The sequence below is a fragment of the Brevundimonas sp. C43 genome (assembly GCF_030732185.1).
In the GTDB taxonomy this organism is placed as follows: domain Bacteria; phylum Pseudomonadota; class Alphaproteobacteria; order Caulobacterales; family Caulobacteraceae; genus Brevundimonas; species Brevundimonas diminuta_C.
In genome coordinates this window covers 1,177,153-1,197,093 of record NZ_CP132231.1, presented here as the reverse complement: position 1 = coordinate 1,197,093, position 19,941 = coordinate 1,177,153, and the positions used below count along the sequence as shown (strand labels likewise).

Below are 19,941 nucleotides of genomic sequence, written 5' to 3'. Positions count from 1 at the left end.
CCTCAGCGCGTCTTTTCGAACAGGTCGGCCGAGGCGCGCTCAAGCAGGGCGGCGGCGCTTTCGTCGGGGCGCATCTCGGCGGCGCCGACGTCGAACTCGGCGACGAAGGGCGACCGGTCCGGACCGGCGTCGAAGGCGGTGCAGCCGATCACGGCGGCGATTCGCTCTGCGGCCAGACGCGCCGGTTCAGCGTGGGTCGCGGGCAGGGCCAGGGCGAAGACCTCCTTGGCCAGGCGGGCAGGGGTGTCTTCGACGCGGACCAGGCGCGAAACCATGGCCCCGATCTGCGGCATGGCGCGATCCAGCCAACCGCCCTGACGCGCCCAGGTGACGGATTCGGTTTCGCGCACTCTCAGCACGCAGACGGATAGCGGGCGCTTGCGGGCGCGCGAGGCCTCGGCGACACGGCCCAGGTGGCTGGCGAACAGTTCGGGCGTGAACAGGCCTGTTTCCGGGTCCATCACGTCCAGGCTGCGCACCGAGTCCAGCGTCTTGCGAATGCCCAGGTGGATGCGGTGCGCGCCGGCCAGGGACAGGATCCGCTCGGCCGTTTCGCCCTCGGGCGTGTCGGCGGAGGCGACGTCGGCGAAGCCGCGATTGAACAGTTCGGCCAGGCTGATCTCGTTCCTGCCGCGCAGATAAAGCATCAGCGGGATGTGATAGAGGCGCGTGTTGCGCTTCATGCCCGCCGCGATCGACAGGGCCGGCGCATGGTCTTCGGCGCCCCACAGAACGGCGGCGTCGAACGGGCTTTCGTGCAGATAGTCGAAGGCGGTGTAGGGCGTCGGCGCCGCCACCACCTCGACCCCGGCCGCAGTCAGGGCGTTCGACAGGGCGAGAAAGCGCCGGTCGGCTACGCCAGCGGCCAGAACACGCAAGGGACCGTCGTCGTCCGTCCGCTTGTCCAGACCGACCCCGCGCGTGGCGAAAGTGGTGACGCGCAGCCGATATTCTTCCTCGGCGATGGCGGCTCGACCCAGCTGCTCCAGACGCAAGGCGGCCTGGGCTGGATGCGGCGGCGTGGACATGGTCAGATCCGCACCCTTCACCGAATCAGGGCGGGCGCCCATGACCACGATGGGCAGGCGACGCGGCTCGGCGGCGGCGCGCAGCCGTGACGCCACATCGGCGTCGAAGGTGTTGATGTCGATGACGGCGGCTTCGAGCGGAAAGTCCTGAAGCGTCATCTCGGCCGAGACGACGTCGCGTGCGGTCACCGTCGTCCAGCCCAGCGCATCCAGACCCGCAGCGAGCGGCCCGATCCGGCCATCGTCAGCCGCCAGGATCAATACGCGCGCGTCGAAAGCCAAGCCGATCGTCTCCAAAGGTCGCCGCGCCAATAGCCGGCCGGAAACGCGCGGACCATAGCGACGAGGGTGCTAAGGATGCAATGTCGTCAGGCCAAAGGGATGTGGCCGGATCGCGAATGATCGTCCTCACGCGGATGAGACTTTCGCCACAGACGAATTCGGCTAGGTTCCGCCGCTTGTGCAACGGTTGTGGGGACCGATTTGAGTGAGCAACTGACACGGTCGGTCCTGAAAGCGCCCGGGTTCTGGGGCGGGCTGGCCGTGCGAGCGTTTACCCGCAGCTGGGGGCGCGACGTCATGCTCTACACGGGCGGCGTGTCCTTCTTCGCCCTGCTGGCTGTGTTTCCGGCGATCGCCATCCTGATCGGCTTCTACAAACTGGGTCTGTCGATCAGCGAAGTCAGCGCCCAGGCGACCGCGCTATCGGACCTGTTGCCCAAGGCGGCGCAGACCATTTTCCAGGGCGAAATCACGCGTTTGAGCAATGCATCGGCGCGGACGGTTTCCGCTCAGAGCGCCTTCGCCCTGTTCGTCGGCGCCTATGCCGCGCATCGAGGTTTCAAGGCCTTGTTGGCGGGATTGAACCTGATCCATGACGAGACCGAGCCGCACGGCTTCTTCAAGTTCAATCTGCTGGCCTTCTTCGTGGCCATCTTCGCCTTTGCGCTGTTCACTGTCGTGTCGGGCGCGGTCGTGACTGTTCGCATCATGGCGCATGCGTCGTCGTCGGCCGCCGGCCTGTCCGGGCGAAGCGGCATGGCGCCGCTGGACGCCTTCCTGCCCGCCATTGGCTTGGTGATCGGGCTGACGCTGCTTTACCGCTACGCCATGAGCCACAGGGCGCCGGTCGCCTGGCTGCCGGCGACGGCGGGCGGTCTGGTGGCGACCTTGATGTCGGTGGTGTCGTCGTGGCTGTGCGCCATCTATGTCGAGCAGATCGCGCCGCTGGGGGCCACCTATGGATCGGTCGGCGCCGTGGTGGTGCTGCTGATCTGGCTGTCGTGGAACGTCAACGCCATCTTCTACGGCGGCGCCTTCGCCACCGAAATGGAACTGGCGGCCAAGGCGCGTGCGGTCGCCGACACGCCGCCGGCCGATGTCGTCAATCTGTCGGAGCGTCGAGCCGGGCGCCGCTCTCGATCGTAAACCGCAGAAGGCCGTCGGCGTCCTCGATCTCGAGCACACGGCCGCCTTTTTGAGACATCAGAAACGGCACATCGATCCGGGCCATCGGATCGGTGGCCAGCAGCACGATCCGCGCGCCGGGCGAGGCCGTTTCCATCGCCTTCATCAGCTTCAGGCTGGGAACAGGGCAGCGGTGACCCCTGGCGTCGATGACGACGGGGTCGCTCACGCGAGCCGATCCGCCAGCAGTTCCAGCGCCACACGAACGCTGGCTTGGCGAATGTCGTCGCGGCCGAGGTCGCCGAATCGCTCGACGCGGTGAACGACGCCCTGCGGTCCGCACGCCGCGAAGTGGACCAGACCCACAGGTTTATCCGCCGACCCGCCGCCCGGTCCCGCCACCCCTGTCACGGAAACTGAAACGGAGGCGCGCGAGTGCGCAACGGCGCCCTCAGCCATGGCCAGAGCAACAGCTTGCGATACGGCGCCGTGGGCGGACAGGATTTCCAGTGACACGCCCAGCATCTCGGCCTTGGCCTCGTTGCTGTAGGTGACGAAGCCGCGATCCAGAACCGCTGACGAACCGGGAATGGCTGTGATTGCAGCGGACACCAGCCCGCCCGTGCAGCTTTCGGCCGTCGCCAGCATCAGGCCGCGCTCACTGGCCGTTGCGACAATCTGTTGCGCCAGGTGCGCGATATCTTGGGAAAACATGGTCTTTTCATAGGCCGCGAACCCCGCTCTAACCAGAGCCATGACCGAGGCTGTCGATCCGTTACGCCACGCCGCCCCGACATCGGATCGCATCGCGCCGATCCTGTTTGCCCTCGCCATTTTCACATCGGCCTGTCTGGTCTTCGTCGTTCAACCGATGGCGGCCAAGCTGCTGTTGCCGACGCTGGGCGGATCGCCTTCGGTGTGGAACGCGTCGATGGTGTTCTTCCAGACTGCGCTGCTCGCCGGATATGGCTATGCGCACCTGCTGCAACGTCTGGCGACGATGCGGGCGCAGGTCGGGGTTCACCTGGGTCTGCTTATCGTGGCTGCGTTTTTCCTGCCCTTGCAGATCAGCGGCCTGCTGGGAGATCCCGATCCGTCCCAACCGGCGATGTGGCTGCTGGCGACGCTGGCGTTGTCGATTGGCGCGCCGTTTGCGGTTCTGTCGGCGACCGCGCCGCTGCTTCAGGCCTGGTATGCGCGTGTGCGGGCCGGACACGCAGACGGCCAGAACCCCTATGTTCTCTATGCCGCCTCGAACCTCGGCAGTTTCCTGGCCCTGCTGGCCTATCCGGTGGTGATCGAGCCGCTGGCCAGCCTGTCGGATCAGCGTCTGGGTTGGAGCGTCGGCTATGGGCTGTTCGTGATGATGGTCGTAGGGCTGGGCGTGCAGGTCTGGCGACGACGCGAGATCGGGACGGCGGAGCCTGCGCCGCTTGAGGCCAGCCCGCCGATCGCCTGGCGCGAAAAGGGGATGCTGGTTCTGCTGGCCGCAGCACCGTCCAGTCTGATGCTGGGGGTGACGGCGCATCTGACGACGGATGTGGCCTCGGCGCCCTTTCTATGGGTCATACCGCTCGCGCTCTATCTGCTGACGTTCGTCATCGCGTTCCAGACACGGCCGGCTGTTTCGCCAGCCATCGGCCTTGGTCTGCAGGCCGCGGCGGCAGCGGCCTGCGCCGCCCTGATCGCGTTCCGGACTGGTGAATGGCTGCTGGTTTTCACCATCAATCTGGCGGCCTTCTTCTTCACAGCGCTGATGTGTCACCAGAGGCTGGCGGCGCGACGGCCGGCGCCGGATCGGCTGACCGAATTCTATCTGTTGCTGTCGCTGGGCGGCGTGGTCGGCGGACTGTTCAATGGCCTAATCGCGCCGGCCGTTTTCGACATGGTGTGGGAATATCCGCTAGTGCTGGTGGCGGTCGGATTGCTGCGACCGTGGAGCCGACGCGAGATCAGGCCGTGGGAGATCATCTGCTGCGTCGCCGGCGTGGTCATCGCTCTTCTGGGGCCGCTGTCGATGGAGGCGGTCCGGTATGCGCCGGACGTCCGCGCGGCCATCCCCGACGCCGAACTGGTGCGGATCGCGCAAGCCATCCTGGGGATCGCGACCCTGTTCGCCTTCCTGGTGCGCGATCGGGCGGTGATGTTCACGATCGTTTTGGCCGCCATCGTCTGGTCCGGCTATCATCTGGCGCGCGGCTATGACTGGGCTCTCTCGGAACGCAGCTTCTTTGGCGTGATGCGAGTGGCCAAGATCGACGATCTGCTGATGGGCGGGCCGGTTCATGTGCTGATGCACGGCACGACCCTGCATGGCGCCCAGGCCCAGGCGCCGTCGAACCGTTGCCAGCCGACGCTCTATTATGCGACCTCGACGCCGCTGGGGCAGGCGATGCTGCAGATGCAGGCGCGTCGGTTGGATGGCGCGCGCGTCGGCGTGGTGGGGCAGGGCTCGGGCGCCATGGCCGCCTACAAGCGCGCCCAGGACCAACTGACCTTCTTCGAGATTGATCCGATGGTGGATCGGCTGTCGCGCGATCCGCAATGGTTTAGCTTCATCAACGGCTGCGCCGATGGGGCGGTGCGGACGGTTCTGGGGGATGCGCGCCTGACGATGGATCGCGAGCCGGCGGGATCCTACGACCTGCTGGTCATCGACGCCTTCTCGTCCGACGCCGTGCCGACGCATCTGCTGACGGTCGAGGCGATCCGCGGCTATCTGCGGCTGCTGGCGCCCGACGGCGTCGTGGTGCTGCATCTGTCGAACCGAAATCTGGAGATCACCCTGCCTGCCGAGGCGGCGGCGCAGGTGCTCAAGGTCCCGCACCTGCACCAGGTCTATATCGAGCAGTCGGGCCAGGGCGACATGGCCGAGGCCTCGACCGAGGCCCTGCTGATCGGCAGGAGCCCGGCGGCGCTGGAAGGCTTCAGAGACGATGCGCGCTGGCGCAAGCTGTCGCCGACGACGGTGCGTCCTTGGACGGACGACTACGTCAATCTGTTCGGATCGCTGGTGCGACAGATGCAGATGGCGGCGCGCTAGAGCGCCGGCGTTTCCACGGTCGCCACGGCCTGGGCGGCCAGACCTTCGCCGCGTCCGGTGAAGCCAAGCCCTTCGGTCGTGGTCGCCTTGACGCTGACCGCGTCGAGCGGAAGGTTCAGAAGTCCGGCGATCCGGTCGCGCATGGCCTGGCGGTGCGGCTTCACCTTGGGGCGTTCGCAGATCAGGGTGACGTCGACATTGACGATGCGGCCGCCCCGCGCCGCGACCAGTTCGGCGGCATGAATCAGGAACTGGTCCGAGGAGGCGCCTTTCCATTTCGGATCCGTCGGCGGGAAATGGTCGCCGATGTCGCCCGCCGCGATGGCGCCCAGGATGGCGTCGGTCAGGGCGTGGAGACCGGCGTCCGCGTCGGAGTGGCCGATCAGCGTCTGATCGTGCGGCACTTCGATCCCGCACAGCCAGACGGAGCCGCCCGGTCCCCAGCGATGCACGTCATAGCCGGAGCCGATACGGGTCTGATAACGCTGCGCTTGAGGCAGCAGAGCTTCGGCCATGGCGAAATCCTCGGGATAGGTCAGTTTCATCAGACGTGCATCGCCCTGAACCAGGGCCATCGCGCCGCCGTTGCGCTGGACGACGACGGCTTCGTCGGTCGGAACCTCGGCGTCCGACCAGGCGGCATAGGCGGTCTCAATCATGCCCCGGCGGAAGGCTTGAGGCGTCTGGGCGCGCCACAGACCGTCGCGATCAACCACGTCGGTCATGATTTCCGCCTCGCCACGCCGAAGGCTGTCGGCGACAGGCAGGGCGGGCAGGGCGCCGTCCGAAGTTTCAAGGGCCGAAAGCAGACGGTCGATGACGGCGCGATCCAGCAGGGGGCGGGCGGCGTCATGGATCAGCACCGGCTGATCCGCTGGACAGGTTAGGGCCGCGAGACCGGCGCGGACCGAATCGGCGCGGGCGGCTCCACCGACGACGGCTTTCCAACGGGGCAGACCGGATAGCACATCCGCTGCTTGCTCAACGGCGTCAGAGGCGACCACGACGATCAGTTCGTCGGCGCCGGCGTTCAATAAGGCCTCGGCTGACCAGCGCAGCACGGGCTTTCCACCCAGGTCCCGCCACTGTTTGTCGCCGCCGGCGCGCGAGCCGGAACCGGCCGCGACGATGATGCCCGAGAATGTCATGGCGGCCTTGATAGTGCGCGCGGCGACGGGGCGAAACCATCAAAGCGCCGCGGTCGTGCTTGACGAGGGCGGCTGCGATGCGGCGAAAGACGGAAATGCCCAAGACCTTGCAAATCGGCGATGTGACTGTCCCCGGCCAGGTGCTGATGGCGCCGATGACCGGCGTGACCGATCTGCCGTTCCGCGTGCTCGCCTCTAGATTAGGCGCCGCCTATGTCGCCACGGAAATGGTGGCCGCCAAGGAATTGGCGCGGGCGCGGCCGGACGTCGTGCGGCGCGCCGCCGTGGGAGCCGGCCTGCCGCTGACCGTCATCCAGCTGGTCGGGCGCGATCCCGAACAGATGGGCGAGGGCGCACGCATGGCGCAAAAGGCCGGGGCGGACATCGTCGACCTGAACTTCGGTTGTCCGGCCAAGGAGGTCACGGGCTCGGCTGCCGGCTCGGCCCTGATGCGGACGCCCGATCTGGCGTGTCGGATCATGGAGGCCGCGGTCAAGGCGACCGATCGGCCGGTGACGGTCAAGATGCGGCTGGGCTGGGACGACGAGAGCCGAAACGCCGCGGAACTGGCTCGCCGCGCGGAAGCGATCGGCGTCAAGGCCGTCACGGTGCATGGCCGCACGCGAAAGCAGTTCTACACCGGGCAAGCGGATTGGGATGCAGTCGGGACGGTGAAGGCGGCGGTCGGCATCCCCGTCATCGTCAATGGCGACATCATCACCGCCGATGAAGCGCGCCAGGCCTTGGCGCAGTCCGGCGCGGACGGATTGATGCTGGGACGTGGCGTCTACGGCCGGCCATGGCTGGCGGCGCACCTTGAGCGGGCGTTGATCGACGGCGTGGCGCTGGAGGAACCCGGGCCTGAAGAGCGTCTGGCGATCGTGATCAAACATCTACGGGCGTCGGCCGAGTTTTACGGCCTGCCGCTGGGTTTGAAAATGTTCCGCAAACATCTGGGCTGGTACATCGAACAGGCGCCTTGGCCGGCCGATCCGCAACACCGTCGCGAGGCGAAGGCAAGAATTTGCCGCCTGGACGATCCGATGGCCGTCGAAGACGCCATGCACGAACTGTGGCGGCCGGATTTGCCTCGGTTGGGTAAGTCTGCTGTTGAAAATGGGCCACAGGTGTTGGAGACTGCTGTGGCATGACGGATACGCCTTCAGCACGCACCGCTTCGCCCGACCTCGCGTCGGACGACGGGTCGTTCTGGGGGTGGGTCGATAGCGAACGGGCGCGGACCGGCTTCGGACTGGCGTTCTTTCTGGCTGTCGCGATCACGGCGGCGGCCATCTGGCTGGTGGCGGTCGCGCCGGGCGCCACATCGGGGTCGGCGCGCGGATCGAGCAGCCAGATCGCGCTGATCGTTCTGGCGGCCAATCTGCTGCTGATTTCCGGCTTGGCTATCATTGTAGGCCGGCGCGTGCTGACCTTGGTGCGCAGCAGCGACGAAGCGGGTTCACGCCTTCATCTGAGATTCGTGGCCCTGTTCTCGATGGTGGCCTTGGTCCCGTCGGTGCTGATCGCCCTGGTGTTCGGCGTTCTGGTCAATCGAGGCGTAGACCAATGGTTCAGCGAGAACGTGAAATCGTCGGTCGACAACGGCGCGATCATCGGTCGCGCCTATGTCCGCGACGTGGCCAGTTCGATGGATGCGGATTTGGTCACGATCTCGGATCAGTTGGACAGCGCGAGAGGACTGTTTGACGACCGCATCCAGTTCAACGCCGCCTTGGCGCAGGTCGGCGACATTTTCCGATACCCGGCCATCTATATTGTCAACGGCAACGGCGAAGTTCTGGCGCGAGCCGAGCAACCCGGCGCGCCGCCTTACCTGGCGCCGCCGCGCAGCTATATCGAGGCCGCTGGGCAGGACGGCAAACCGCCTACTGACGTCACGCAAAATCCAGACACCGTGCGCTCCATCATCGCCCTGCCGGCTTATGGAGACGCCTACCTTTATCTCGTTCGTCCCCTCCAAGAGGGACTGATCGCGCGGATGAACGCGTCGGATCAGTCGATCCAGGCCTATCGCGAGGCGGAGGAGAGCAGGGCCCGCATCCAGTCGGCCTTCATCCTTAGCTATCTGGAAACGGCGCTGCTGGTGCTGGTCGGGGCGGTGTGGCTGGGGATGTCGGCGGCCAGCAGCATCTCCGCGCCCATTGGTCGTCTGGTGAAGGCGGCGGGACAGGTCGCGGGCGGCGATTTCACCGCACGGGTCGACAGCGACGGCGCCCCGGCCGAGATCGCCACCCTGTCGGACGCCTTCAACCGCATGACCGGCGACTTGCAGGCTCAGCAGGCCGCGCTGAAGGCCGCGAGCGACGAGGCGCACGACCGCAGCCGCTTCATCGAGACGGTGCTGTCGGGCGTCAGCGCCGGGGTCATCGGCCTGGACAAGCGCGGGCGTGTGTCGGCGATCAACGACAGCGCCCTGCAACTGCTTCACATCGAGGACGCCGAGGTTCTGGGCCATGAACTGGCGGCGTTGTCGCCGGAACTTAGTGATCTGGTGCGCCGCGCCGAGGCCCATATCGAGGAAGACATCGACGTCAGCCGGGGCGGGGACACGCGGCGGCTACGCGTTCGGATCGAGGGCGGGCTGGGCGGCGAGATGGTCTTGACCTTCGACGACATCACTCGCCTGGTGACAGCTCAGCGAAACGCCGCCTGGCGCGACGTGGCCCGTCGCATCGCCCATGAGATCAAGAACCCGCTGACGCCGATCCAGCTGTCGGCCGAGCGGTTGAAGCGAAAATATCGCGCGCGGATCGGCGAGGATGTCGAGATCTTCGACCGCTGCACTGACACCATCATCCGCCAAGTCGGAGACATCGGTCGCATGGTCGATGAGTTCTCTTCGTTTGCTCGTATGCCGGCGCCGCGGTTCGCGCCCGAGAACCCGGCCGAAATGTTGCGCGAGGCGGTGTTCGCTCAGCGGGTCGCCGCGCCGGACATCGTCGTCGACATCACCGAGCCCCTGCCCAAGGCGACGATGCAGGCCGACGGCCGCATGGTGGGGCAGGCGCTGATCAACATCCTCAAGAACGCGGGCGAGTCGGTTGCGGCGCACAGGCTTGCCGCGGGCGAGGCGGCGGCGTCCGATCGTGCGGGCGTGATCGCGTCGCTGACAGTCGAAGACGGCGTCGCGACCTTCGTGATTGAAGACGATGGCGTGGGTCTGCCGACGCGCGACCGCGATCGCCTGACCGAACCCTATGTGACCACGCGCGAGAAGGGCACGGGCCTGGGACTGGCCATCGTCAAACGTATTTGCGAGGACCACGGCGGCGAGCTGAAGCTGGCCGACGCCCAGACCCTGCGCGGCGCACGCGTGTGCATGATCTTCCCCCTGAAACCCCACGGCAAAGGCGGCGAGGGCGTGGAGCGCAAGCTCCAGACCCTGGCCGCCGAATAGCGAGGCAAGATGCGACCAACCGGTTCCGACATTCTCGTTGTCGATGACGAGGCCGACATCCGCGACCTGGTGTCCGGCCTGCTGGAGGACGAGGGCCATGCCGTGCGCGTCGCCGCCAACTCCGACGAAGCCCTCGCCGCGATCCGGGCCAGGAAGCCGTCGCTGGCGATCCTGGATATCTGGATGCAGGGCGGGGGGCTGGACGGGCTGGAGTTGCTGGAGGTCGTCAAGGAACTGGACGCTGACCTGCCGGTGGTGATGATTTCCGGTCACGGCAACATCGAGACGGCGGTGACGGCGCTGAAACGCGGCGCCTATGACTTCATCGAAAAGCCGTTCAAGTCGGATCGGCTGGTCGTCGTGGTCGAACGCGCTATCGAGGCGGCGACGCTGAAGCGTGAGAACCGCCGCCTGCGCGCGGCGACCATGACGCCGTCGGGTCTGATCGGCCGATCGCAGGCCGCGCAGGCCTTGCGCAGCACCATCGCCAAGGTGGCCCAGGCCAACAGCCGGGTCTTGATCGCCGGACCGGCCGGCTCGGGCAAGGAGCTGGTGGCGCGCCAGATCCACGAAGCCAGCCCGCGCGCGCGCGCCGAGTTCGTCGCGATTTCGGCCGCCGGCATGACGCCGGAACGTCTGGACGTCGAACTGTTCGGCGAAGAGGGCCAAGACGGCCGCCCCCGCAAGATCGGCGTGTTCGAACGCGCCCACAACGGCACGCTATATCTGGACGAAATCAGCGACATGCCGCGCGAGAGCCAGAGCCGTATTCTGCGCGTCCTGGTCGATCAGCGTTTCCGTCGGGTCGGCGGAGAGCAGGACGTTCAGGTCGATGTGCGGGTCGTGACCTCCACCTCGCGCGATCTGAAGGCCGAGATCGCAGAGGGGCGTTTCCGCGAAGACCTGTTCCACCGTTTGAACGTGGTGCCGATCCGTGTCCCGCCGCTGTCGGAACGGCGCGAGGACATCGCCGAGCTGGTCGAATATTTCGTCGACACGATCAGCGCTTCGCAGGGACTGCCTAAACGCATCGTCGGGGACGACGCGGTGGCGGTGCTGCAGGTTCATCCGTGGCCCGGCAACATCCGCCAGCTGCGCAACAATATCGAGCGTCTGCTGATCCTGGCGACCGGTGATCCGGCCGAGACGATCACCGCCGACATGCTGCCGCAGGAGGTGGCGACCTCGAACGGCGGGACGGCGAACCTGGGCGGCGAGCGCACCATCGCCCTGCCGCTGCGCGAGGCGCGCGAGGTCTTCGAACGGGAATATCTGGCGGCGCAGATCATGCGGTTCGGCGGCAATATCTCGCGCACCGCCGCCTTCATCGGCATGGAGCGATCGGCCCTGCACAGGAAGCTGAAGTCGCTGGGCGTGTCGCCTGCGCGCGGCGGCGATGAGGAAGAACCGGCCTGATGTCACGCGTCGCCTATGTGAATGGCGCCTACAGCGCGCATGGCGAGGCCGTGGTCCATATCGAGGATCGCGGTTTCCAGTTTGCAGATGGCGTCTATGAGGTCTGGTCCGTCTTTGACGGGCGGCTGGCCGATTTCGAAGGTCATATGAGCCGCCTTCATCGCAGCCTGAGCGAACTGAAGATCGACATTCCGATGAGCGCCGGCGCCTTGGGCGTCGTTCTGCGCGAGACCGTGCGGCGAAATCGCGTACGTCACGGCATGGTCTATCTGCAGGTCACACGCGGCACGGCGCCGCGCGATCATGGTTTTCCGGTCGATGTCGCGCCCAGCGTGATCGTGACGGCCAAGTCGATGGATCCGGCGCGAAATCAGCGACTGGCGAAAAACGGCGCAGCCGGCGTCACCCAGCCCGATGTTCGTTGGGGGCGTTGCGACATCAAGACCGTCGGTCTCTTGCCGAACGTGCTGGCCAAACAGGCGGCGCGCGAGCGCGGCGCCTATGAGTGCCTGATGTATGACGACATGGGTCTGATCACCGAAGGCGCATCGACCAATGCGTGGATCGTGGATGAGGACGGCAGGCTGAGAACACGGGACATCCAGGCCAATATCCTGCGGGGCGTAACGCGAGCGGCGGTCCTCAATCTCGCCGCCGCCGAGGGTGTCGAACTGGAAGAACGCGCCTTCTCGGTCGATGAAGCGAAACGGGCGCGCGAGGTGTTCGTCACCGCCGCTAGCGCCTTCGTCATGCCGCTGGTTTCGCTGGACGGCGTGAAGATCGGCGACGGCCAGCCCGGCCCGGTCGCGACCCGCCTGCGGGAACTCTATCTTGAACAGGCGCGTCGAGGGGCCATTTAGGGCGTTGCCCGAGCGGCCGGGCGGCGGTTAAGGTCGCGGTCGGCTGCATCGGCCCCGCCGCTCCCACGGCGACAAACAACGAAGAACAGGAAAAACCTGCCATGTCGCAAGACAAACGTCAGAACCTTCAGGACACCTTCCTCAACTCGGTCCGCAAGACCAAGACGCCGCTGACTATCTTCCTGGTCAATGGGGTCAAGTTGCAGGGTATCGTGACCTGGTTCGACAACTTCTGTGTCCTGCTGCGCCGCGATGGCCAGTCCCAGCTGGTGTACAAGCACGCCATCTCAACCATCATGCCGTCCGCGCCCGTGCAGCTGTACGAGCCCGACGCCGAAGAAGACTGATTGACCCAAAAACTGATCGACCACACCGTCCCGCTGATCCGGGCGGTCGTCATTCACCCCGACCGACGCTCGGACAGTCCCCGGCTGGCGAGCGAACGGCTGGTGGAGGCTGCGGGCCTTGCCCGTGCGCTGGACCTCGACGTGCGCGCCGAAGAGATCGTGCGGCTGCGCAGCACCACGCCTGCGACCCTGTTCGGCACGGGCAAGGTCGAGGAACTGGCCGCGCTCGTGCGCGCCGCGGACGCCGAAGCCGTCATCATCGACGACGCCCTGACGCCGGTGCAGCAGCGCAATCTGGAAAAGGCGTGGGAGGTGAAGGTCATCGACCGCACCGGCCTGATCCTGGAAATCTTCGGCCGTCGCGCGCGGACCAAGGAGGGGCGGCTTCAGGTCGAGCTGGCGCGGCTGGATTATGAGCGGTCGCGTCTGGTGCGCACCTGGACCCACCTCGAGCGGCAACGTGGCGGCACCGGTTCGACCGGCGGGCCCGGCGAAACTCAGATCGAACTGGACCGGCGACTGATCGCCGACCGGATCGTCAGGCTGAAGGCCGAGTTGGAAGAGGTGCGTCGCACGCGCGGCCTGCACCGCAAACAGCGTCAGAAGGCGCCGTTCCCGACGATCGCCCTGGTCGGCTACACCAACGCCGGCAAGTCGACGCTGTTCAACCGGCTGACGGGATCAGAGGTCTTCGCCAAGGATCTGCTGTTCGCGACGCTGGATACGACCCAGCGCACCATCCGCCTGCCACAGGGGCGGCCCGCCATCGTGGCGGACACCGTCGGCTTCATCTCCGACCTGCCGCACGAACTGGTCGAGAGCTTCCGCGCCACGCTGGAGGAAGTCGGCGAGGCCGATCTGATCCTGCATGTCCGCGACATCGCCTCGCCCGACAGCGCCGCCCAGGCCAAGGACGTCGAGGCCGTGCTGAAACAGATCGAGACGCCAGAGGGCAAGACGCGCCGGGTGCTGGAGGTCTGGAACAAGATCGACCTGCTGGATGACGAAGCGCGCGAGACCGTGCTTGGTCAGGCCGAACGGTTGGCGAAAGACGGTGAGGCGGTCGCCGTCTCAGCCTGGACGGGCGAGGGGATCGAGCCTCTGCGCCAGATCATCGCCGGCCTGATCGACGATGATCCCGAGACCCAGCTGACGCTGGAGCCGCATCAGGGCGACGCCCTGGCGTGGCTGTACGAACATGGGCGGGTCACGTCGCGCGATGCTGACGAGCTTGGCCGTACTCACGTCACGGTGCGGCTGCATCCTGCGGCGCTCGGGCGATTCGAGCGCCTGTATCCCGACCTGACCGACTGAGTTTTCATGCATCTGATCGAAACCGTCCTGCTTCTGCTGTTGGCCGTGGTGGTGTCGGGTTCGATCGCACGGATCACGCGCATCGCCTTGCCCTTGGTTCAGATCGGGCTGGGCGCCGCCATCGTCCTGATGACGGGCAAGACGGTCGATCTTGAGCCGGACATCTTCTTTCTGCTGTTCCTGCCGCCGCTGCTGTTTTTGGATGGCTGGCGAATTCCCAAGGAAGACCTGTTTCGCGACCGGGCGGTCATCCTCGAGCTGGCGCTGGGGCTGGTGCTGTTCACCGTCGTCGGTCTGGGTTTTCTGATCTGGTGGATGATCCCGGAGATGCCGCTGCCGGTCGCTTTCGCCCTGGCCGCCATACTGTCGCCGACCGATCCCATCGCGGTTCAGGCGATCGCAGCGCGGGCGCCCATCCCCAAGCGTCTGATGCACATTCTGGAAGGCGAGTCGCTGTTGAACGACGCGACAGGCCTGACCTGCATGCGGATCGCTGTCGCCGCCGCGACGACGGGCGCGTTTTCGATCGGCCATGCGGTTGGGACGTTCGCCTGGCTGGCCCTGGTCGGGGTCGCCGTCGGCGTTCTGGTCACCATGGCCATCAGCTACGCCAAGAGCTTCGTCAGCCGACGCTGGGGCGAGGACGTGGGCGCGCAGATTCTCATCAGCCTGTTGATCCCGTTTGCGGCCTATCTGGTCGCAGAAGAACTGCATGCGTCAGGCATCCTGGCGGCGGTGGCGGCCGGGGTGACGATGAGTTTCACCGAACGCGGCGGCATCGCCGGCCAGTCGATGGCGATGACGCGAATCCGGCGCAGCGTCGTGTGGGACACGGTTCAGTTCGTCGCCAACGGCATCATCTTCGTGATCCTGGGTGAACAGATGCCCTCGATCATGTCGCGGGCGGCCGAGGTGGTGGCGGGCACCAGCCGGCCCGAGGTCTGGTGGCTGGCGGTCTATGTGTTCGGCATCGTCGCCACCCTGGCGGCGCTGCGGTTCGTCTGGGTGTGGACCTCGCTGAAGCTGACCCTGTTTCGCCGACGCCATCGCGGGCCGCCGGCCAAGGTCGGTTTGCGGCTGACCATGGTGATGTCTCTGGCGGGCGTGCGGGGTGCGATCACTCTGGCGGGTATTCTGACCCTGCCGTTCGCCTTGGGCGACGGGTCGCCGATGCCGTCGCGGAACCTGGCGATCTTCCTGGCGGCGGGCGTGATCGTGGTGTCGCTGGTGCTGGCGACCTTCGCCTTGCCCCGGTTGCTGAAGAACGTCGAACTGCCGCCGGAGCCGTCGCACGAGCAGGAAGAGGATCGGGGTCGGGTCGCCGCCGCCTCGGCCGCCATCCGCGCCATCGAGGACGCCTCGCACGCCATGGCGGAGGGCAAGTCCAACCCCGACCTCTATTCCGACATCGCCGGGCGGATCATGGAAACCTATCGCCAGCGGATCGAGACCCACACCCGCACCGACGAGGAAGACGCCGCCCTGACGCGCAAGATGGACGACATCGAGCGTCGTCTCTGGCTTGCCGGGCTGGCCGCAGAACGCGAGGAATTGCGCCGATTGATGAGGGCGCGTCAGCTGGACGAGGTTACGGCCAAGAAGCTGTTCCGTGACGTCGATCTACAGGAACTGCGCTACCTCTGACGCTCAGCGATCCATGAAGGCGGAGACGGCGGCATAGCTGTCGGCGATGTGGTGGGCGCCGCGCGCCGTCAGGCGTTCGGCATGGCCGTCGCGGACATGACCGCCCGCCGTCAGTCCCACGACCGTCATACCGGCCGCGACGCCTGCGGTGACGCCCGCCTCGCTGTCTTCGATGACCAGGACGCGCGCCGGATCGACGCCCATGGCGTCAGCGGCGTGCAGGAAGATGTCGGGGTGGGGCTTGCCGCGCTCGACCACCAGGCCGGTGAAGACCGCGCCGTCGAAATGATCCGTCAGGCCGAACAGGTTCAGGCCGACGCCGATCCAGTCGGGGCCGCTCGACGAGGCGATGCAGCGGGGCTCGCGGCGGGCGGCGACGAAGTCCAGCAGACCGGGCACGGGTTCAAGTTGCTGCGGCGCGCGCTGGCGACAGGTCGCAAACCATGTCGTGTGGAAGTTGTCAGGACAGGCACGACCTAAGGCTGCCTCGACGACCGGCCGATTGTCGCGCCAGCGCTTGCCGGTATAGGCGGCCAAGACGTCGTCAAGCGAGGTCGGCAGGCCGATGGCGGTCAGTTGCTCGGCCATGACGGTGCTGTTCAGCACCTCGCTGTCGGCGACCACGCCGTCGTAGTCGAAGATGATAAGGTCGTAGGTCACGCAGGGTCGCTCAGGCTTGAGGCGCGGCCTTTTCCGCGACCTTTGCGGCGTCCCAGAGGCGGTCCATCTCTGCCAGGTCCGATTGGTCGGGCGTACGGCCGTCCTTGGCCAGTTCCGCCTCGATGAAGCCGAAGCGGCGCACGAACTTGGCGTTGGCGGCGCGCAGGGCGTCTTCGGGCTCGACGTCCAGCTTGCGCGCCAGGTTGGCGACGACGAACAGAAGGTCGCCCAGCTCTTCGCGCGCCTTGGCCTTGTCGCCGGCGGCGATCTCGACGCGCAATTCCTCGACCTCTTCGGCCAGCTTGTCGAAGACCTCGTCGGTGGAGGGCCAGTCGAAGCCCACGCGGCCGGCGCGCTTGGTCAGTTTGGCGGCGCGGGTCAGGGCGGGCAGGCCAACGGGCACATCATCCAGGACCCCGGGTTTTTTGCGGTCCTTGCGCTCGGCGGCCTTGATGACTTCCCAGGCGGTGGCCTGTTCCTTCGAGGAGCGATTTGCCGCGTCACCAAAGACGTGGGGGTGCCGGCGCTCCAGCTTGTCGGCGATGGCCGTGACCACGTCGTCGAAAGCGAACAGCCCCTGTTCCTCGGCCATGCGGGCATGGAAGACGACCTGAAAGAGCAGGTCGCCCAGTTCGCCCTTAAGTTCGACCAGATCGTTGCGCTCGATGGCGTCAGCGACCTCATAGGCCTCCTCGATCGTGTAGGGGGCTATGGTGGCGAAGGTCTGCTCCACGTCCCAGGGGCAGCCGCCGTCAGGATCGCGCAACCGTTCCATGACGTCGAGCAGGCGGTCGATCGGTCTCAACGGCGGGCTCCGTCGCGAGCTTCCAGGGCGAGGCGGATTTCATCGTGCCGCTTCGGCGTCAGGGGATAGCCCTTCAGCACCCAGGCGGCGGCGGCCAGCAACAGGCCGGGGACCAGAATGAATAGGATTTGGAGCGTCAGCAGGGAAAAATCGCTGTTGCCCGTCGGTCCGGGCACAGCCTTGAAGCCCACGCCCTGCAGGATCAGGTAGGGGATCAGCGCGACCACATGGCCGATCTTGGTCGTCGCGGACAGGATGGAGAACATCAGTCCGGTGCGATCCACGCCGGTCTCCAGCCGCACCTCGTCGCCCGCGTCCGCCATCATGGCGCGCAGCAGGAACAGGCCGGCCGCATAGGGCAGGCCGGCGATGAACATGGCGCCTGCCGTCAGCATGAAGTTGCCGCCGGGAACCAGGGTGGCGGCGATATAGAGGGCCGCGAAGATCAGGCTGGCGACAGCCAGGGCCTTGTCCTTGCCGATCCGCGTGGCCAGCCAGGCCCAGATGGGCGCGCCGCACAGACCGGCGATGAAATAGAACAGCATGAATAGGCCGGCCTGACTGTGGTCGTAGCCCTTGATCTGTCCAAAGAAGAAGAAAAGCAGCGAACCCGTGATGCCCGGCGCAACGCCCAGCAGAAGATCGGCGATCAACAGTTTTCTGACCGTCGGCATCTTCAACAGCGCCAGATAGGCGCCGGCGCCGCCGTGCGGCTGGTCGCCCGCGTTGACGGGCTCCGGCACGGCGACCATGGCCAGGCCGATGGTGACGGGCAGGGCGATCAGGATGGCCCAGCCCATGATGCGCACGCCGTCGGCATAGTTACCAATGCCCGTCTGAACCACCACGGTCGGCAGCACCAGGATCAGAATGACGCCGATGATGTTGAACACCTGCCACCAGCCATAGACGCGGCTGCGCTGGTCATACTGCGGGGCAAGCACGGCGGCCCAGCCGAGTTGGCCCAGGGTGCCGATCGAAAAGCCGAGATACAGGACCAGCAGCCAGCCAAACAGATAGGCCGGTCCGGCGCCGGGCTGGACCACGACGAACATCATGAAGGCCGACAGCATCAGGATCGGCGTCGAGATCGCCATCCACGGACGGTAGCGACCGAACCGCGTCTTGGTCTTGTCCATGCCCCAGCCGATGAAGGGGTCGAAGACGATGTCGATCAGGCGCACGGCCATGAAGACGGCCGCCACGACTCCCAGCTCCAGGCCCACATGGGTGGCGTAGAACTCCGGCAGGGTGACGGGCAGGGCGACGCCGAAGGCCGCCAGCGGCAGGCACGGGCCGGAGAAGGCCGCAAGCACGGCGTTGGAACGGCGGGGCGCGGTCGGCGCGGCGGTGGACATGCGTCGGTCCGAAAGGCGCGGCGCGAGTCGGCCGCGCGTCACCATGCCAGCGATCGGTGACGCATGCACTTGTGAGATCGACCGGCTTGGGGCTTCCTGTGGGACATGTGGCGAAGCCTTTTTGCGTTCCTGTCCGTTTGCTTCGTTCTTACGTTTGCCGGCGGCGCGCGTGCGGCCGGGCTTTGCCACACCAATGCCGACGGCTGGCAGGCGCAGGGACTGGCGAACGCTGAATCGGCCTACGGCATGGAATGGGCGCCGTTCGGAGCGGCGGAGTGGGGGTGGCAGGCCTATCTGCCGCTGATCCAGCGCGAACTGCATACGATGTGCGGGCCCGGCACGCCGATCTTCGCGTCGCAACTGGCGGGGTTTCAGCAGACCTATGGCCTGGCGCCGACCGGCCTGTTCGATGCGGCGACATTCCAGGTGTTTCGCGGCCTTTGGCAGGAGCGGCGGCCGTTCGTGATGGCGCGCGTCGGCGGAGCCTGTCCCGAGCCGCCGCCGATCAATCAGCTCGGCTATCTGGTCGCGTCCGAGGAACATGCCGACCGTCTGACACGCTTGCTGCGCCGGGACGTGCTGGACGCCTATCGCCGGCTGGTCGCGGCCGCACGGGCTGAGGTTCCGGAAGTGGGCGCCGATCCCGAACTGCTGCAGATTTTCTCCGGCTTCCGCGATCCTGAGGCGGACGCTGCGCGCTGTGCGCAGCAGGGCAACTGCGATGGCCTGCGTCGCGCGGTCTGCTCGCCGCATCGGACGGGCACGGCGGTCGATCTGTATGTCGGCCAGGCGCCGGGTCTGGGCGTCGATTCCACCACCCCGGCCAGCCGCGAATACATGGCGCGGTCGGCGACGTATCGATGGCTAGTGGCGAACGCTGGGCGTTTCGGCTTTGTGCCCTATGTCTATGAGCCGTGGCACTGGGAGTATGTGAAGCCTTGGGATCCTTCGTTCGCGCCCTGACCGAAGCTGAGAAATCGCTTGCACGAGAGGCCTTCGGGGCCGCGATCAACCTGGCGCCCGTCCGCTTGATCGGTTGGCCGTTCCGCCGCGCCTTCGTCGCCGGGCGCTGGTTCGGGCGAGACTGGATCGTGTGGCCGCAAGCGCAGCTTGTCGCAGACTTCACTTTGGCGTCCGAGCGAATGCAGGGCGTTCTGATTCATGAATTGACGCACGTCTGGCAGGTCCAGCAGGGCGTCAATCTGCTGTTCGCAAAGCTGAAGGCTGGGGACGCCTCGGCCTCCTACGTCTATCGCGTGGAACCGACCTGCCGGTGGGACGCGTTGAACATTGAGCAGCAGGCGATGGTGATGGAGCATCGTTTCCACTGTCGCCGCGGTCGCCCCACGCCGGGCGACGAGGCCTTTTACGATACCGTCTGTCCCTTCAAGACGTGATTTGATGTCGGGGACTTGCGGAAGGCTCAGCAGCGCGCCAAGTTAGCAACGGTCGTTGTTGCGAATGACGACCCTTGTCATTCAATGGAGCCTCCT

18 protein-coding genes are annotated in these 19,941 nt (G+C 66.4%); 11 read left to right on the top strand and 7 right to left on the bottom strand.

All coding sequences use genetic code 11. The features are described 5' to 3' along the window. Positions 1-2: 2 nt before the first annotated feature. Positions 3-1,310, bottom strand: coding sequence for a diguanylate cyclase domain-containing protein (locus Q9R14_RS06060; protein WP_306003819.1), 1,308 nt, complete (start codon positions 1,308-1,310; stop codon positions 3-5). 297 nt (positions 1,311-1,607) lie between these two features. On the opposite strand from Q9R14_RS06060, the gene Q9R14_RS06055 reads away from it, so the two are divergent. Beyond that, the gene (locus tag Q9R14_RS06055; protein WP_371929783.1) at positions 1,608-2,456 is read left to right on the top strand and encodes a YihY/virulence factor BrkB family protein; all 849 of its coding nucleotides are present in this window, start codon (positions 1,608-1,610) and stop codon (positions 2,454-2,456) included. Here the strand turns inward: Q9R14_RS06055 and Q9R14_RS06050 are convergent. Continuing rightward, on the bottom strand, positions 2,413-2,664 hold the full coding sequence (locus Q9R14_RS06050; protein WP_306003817.1) for a sulfurtransferase TusA family protein: 252 nt from the start codon (positions 2,662-2,664) through the stop codon (positions 2,413-2,415). The genes Q9R14_RS06055 and Q9R14_RS06050 overlap by 44 nt on opposite strands. Continuing rightward, positions 2,661-3,149, bottom strand: coding sequence for a CinA family protein (locus Q9R14_RS06045; RefSeq protein ID WP_306003816.1), 489 nt, complete (start codon positions 3,147-3,149; stop codon positions 2,661-2,663). The genes Q9R14_RS06050 and Q9R14_RS06045 overlap by 4 nt, the downstream gene beginning before the upstream one ends. A gap of 40 nt (positions 3,150-3,189) precedes the next feature. Here Q9R14_RS06045 and Q9R14_RS06040 point away from each other — a divergent pair, with 40 nt between their 5' ends. Beyond that, the gene (locus Q9R14_RS06040) at positions 3,190-5,478 is read left to right on the top strand and encodes a fused MFS/spermidine synthase (protein WP_306003815.1); all 2,289 of its coding nucleotides are present in this window, start codon (positions 3,190-3,192) and stop codon (positions 5,476-5,478) included. Here the strand turns inward: Q9R14_RS06040 and Q9R14_RS06035 are convergent. Continuing rightward, positions 5,475-6,626 (bottom strand): bifunctional 2-C-methyl-D-erythritol 4-phosphate cytidylyltransferase/2-C-methyl-D-erythritol 2,4-cyclodiphosphate synthase, encoded by a 1,152-nt coding sequence (locus tag Q9R14_RS06035; RefSeq protein WP_306003814.1) that lies wholly within the window; start codon positions 6,624-6,626, stop codon positions 5,475-5,477. The genes Q9R14_RS06040 and Q9R14_RS06035 overlap by 4 nt on opposite strands. 95 nt (positions 6,627-6,721) lie before the next feature. Here Q9R14_RS06035 and dusB point away from each other — a divergent pair, with 95 nt between their 5' ends. The 7 genes from dusB to Q9R14_RS06000 all read left to right on the top strand — a co-directional run bounded on the left by dusB (position 6,722) and on the right by Q9R14_RS06000 (position 15,625). After that, entirely contained in the window at positions 6,722-7,777 is a 1,056-nt protein-coding gene (dusB, locus tag Q9R14_RS06030) for a tRNA dihydrouridine synthase DusB (protein WP_306004126.1), read from the top strand. After that, complete coding sequence (locus Q9R14_RS06025) at positions 7,774-10,044, top strand: PAS domain-containing sensor histidine kinase (RefSeq protein ID WP_306003813.1); 2,271 nt, start codon at positions 7,774-7,776, stop codon at positions 10,042-10,044. Before dusB ends, Q9R14_RS06025 begins: the two co-directional genes overlap by 4 nt. Positions 10,045-10,053: 9 nt before the next feature. Next, complete coding sequence (locus Q9R14_RS06020; protein WP_306003812.1) at positions 10,054-11,460, top strand: sigma-54 dependent transcriptional regulator; 1,407 nt, start codon at positions 10,054-10,056, stop codon at positions 11,458-11,460. Further along, positions 11,460-12,320: a D-amino-acid transaminase gene (locus Q9R14_RS06015; protein ID WP_306003811.1), complete on the top strand. Its 861-nt coding sequence runs from the start codon at positions 11,460-11,462 to the stop codon at positions 12,318-12,320. Before Q9R14_RS06020 ends, Q9R14_RS06015 begins: the two co-directional genes overlap by 1 nt. 101 nt (positions 12,321-12,421) lie before the next feature. Beyond that, entirely contained in the window at positions 12,422-12,667 is a 246-nt protein-coding gene (gene hfq, locus Q9R14_RS06010; protein ID WP_003164861.1) for an RNA chaperone Hfq, read from the top strand. Beyond that, positions 12,668-13,981 carry a GTPase HflX gene (gene hflX, locus Q9R14_RS06005; protein ID WP_306003810.1) on the top strand — a complete coding sequence of 438 codons (1,314 nt, stop codon included), beginning with the start codon at positions 12,668-12,670 and terminating at the stop codon, positions 13,979-13,981. Positions 13,982-13,987: 6 nt separating this feature from the next. Next, the gene (locus Q9R14_RS06000) at positions 13,988-15,625 is read left to right on the top strand and encodes a Na+/H+ antiporter (protein ID WP_306003809.1); all 1,638 of its coding nucleotides are present in this window, start codon (positions 13,988-13,990) and stop codon (positions 15,623-15,625) included. 3 nt (positions 15,626-15,628) lie between these two features. On the opposite strand, the gene Q9R14_RS05995 is transcribed toward Q9R14_RS06000, so the two are convergent. Genes Q9R14_RS05995 through Q9R14_RS05985 form a run of 3 tightly spaced genes read right to left on the bottom strand, consistent with a single transcriptional unit; the run spans position 15,629 to position 18,448 of the window. After that, complete coding sequence (locus Q9R14_RS05995) at positions 15,629-16,285, bottom strand: HAD-IA family hydrolase (protein ID WP_306003808.1); 657 nt, start codon at positions 16,283-16,285, stop codon at positions 15,629-15,631. Between the two features lie 10 nt (positions 16,286-16,295). Then, on the bottom strand, positions 16,296-17,090 hold the full coding sequence (mazG, locus tag Q9R14_RS05990) for a nucleoside triphosphate pyrophosphohydrolase (RefSeq protein ID WP_371929767.1): 795 nt from the start codon (positions 17,088-17,090) through the stop codon (positions 16,296-16,298). Beyond that, on the bottom strand, positions 17,087-18,448 hold the full coding sequence (locus tag Q9R14_RS05985; protein ID WP_161639248.1) for an MFS transporter: 1,362 nt from the start codon (positions 18,446-18,448) through the stop codon (positions 17,087-17,089). The genes mazG and Q9R14_RS05985 overlap by 4 nt, the downstream gene beginning before the upstream one ends. Before the next feature lie 105 nt (positions 18,449-18,553). On the opposite strand from Q9R14_RS05985, the gene Q9R14_RS05980 reads away from it, so the two are divergent. After that, a complete protein-coding gene (locus tag Q9R14_RS05980) occupies positions 18,554-19,411 on the top strand; it encodes a D-alanyl-D-alanine carboxypeptidase family protein (RefSeq protein ID WP_306003807.1) in 858 nt (285 codons plus the stop codon). Then, entirely contained in the window at positions 19,387-19,845 is a 459-nt protein-coding gene (locus Q9R14_RS05975) for a hypothetical protein (protein ID WP_306003806.1), read from the top strand. The genes Q9R14_RS05980 and Q9R14_RS05975 overlap by 25 nt, the downstream gene beginning before the upstream one ends. Positions 19,846-19,941: the final 96 nt, after the last annotated feature.

What these genes read in the sequence shown, in the direction of transcription:
- Q9R14_RS06055 (WP_371929783.1), top strand. Translation starts at nt 1,608, where the DNA reads ATGCTCTACACGGGCGGCGTGTCCTTCTTCGCCCTGCTGGCTGTGTTT.
- Q9R14_RS06025 (WP_306003813.1), top strand. Translation starts at nt 7,774, where the DNA reads ATGACGGATACGCCTTCAGCACGCACCGCTTCGCCCGACCTCGCGTCG.
- Q9R14_RS06000 (WP_306003809.1), top strand. Translation starts at nt 13,988, where the DNA reads ATGCATCTGATCGAAACCGTCCTGCTTCTGCTGTTGGCCGTGGTGGTG.
- Q9R14_RS05985 (WP_161639248.1), bottom strand. Translation starts at nt 18,448, where the DNA reads ATGTCCACCGCCGCGCCGACCGCGCCCCGCCGTTCCAACGCCGTGCTT.
- Q9R14_RS05980 (WP_306003807.1), top strand. Translation starts at nt 18,554, where the DNA reads ATGTGGCGAAGCCTTTTTGCGTTCCTGTCCGTTTGCTTCGTTCTTACG.
- hfq (WP_003164861.1), top strand. Translation starts at nt 12,422, where the DNA reads ATGTCGCAAGACAAACGTCAGAACCTTCAGGACACCTTCCTCAACTCG.
- Q9R14_RS06045 (WP_306003816.1), bottom strand. Translation starts at nt 3,149, where the DNA reads ATGTTTTCCCAAGATATCGCGCACCTGGCGCAACAGATTGTCGCAACG.
- Q9R14_RS06040 (WP_306003815.1), top strand. Translation starts at nt 3,190, where the DNA reads ATGACCGAGGCTGTCGATCCGTTACGCCACGCCGCCCCGACATCGGAT.
- Q9R14_RS06035 (WP_306003814.1), bottom strand. Translation starts at nt 6,626, where the DNA reads ATGACATTCTCGGGCATCATCGTCGCGGCCGGTTCCGGCTCGCGCGCC.
- Q9R14_RS06015 (WP_306003811.1), top strand. Translation starts at nt 11,460, where the DNA reads ATGTCACGCGTCGCCTATGTGAATGGCGCCTACAGCGCGCATGGCGAG.
- Q9R14_RS06020 (WP_306003812.1), top strand. Translation starts at nt 10,054, where the DNA reads ATGCGACCAACCGGTTCCGACATTCTCGTTGTCGATGACGAGGCCGAC.
- dusB (WP_306004126.1), top strand. Translation starts at nt 6,722, where the DNA reads ATGCCCAAGACCTTGCAAATCGGCGATGTGACTGTCCCCGGCCAGGTG.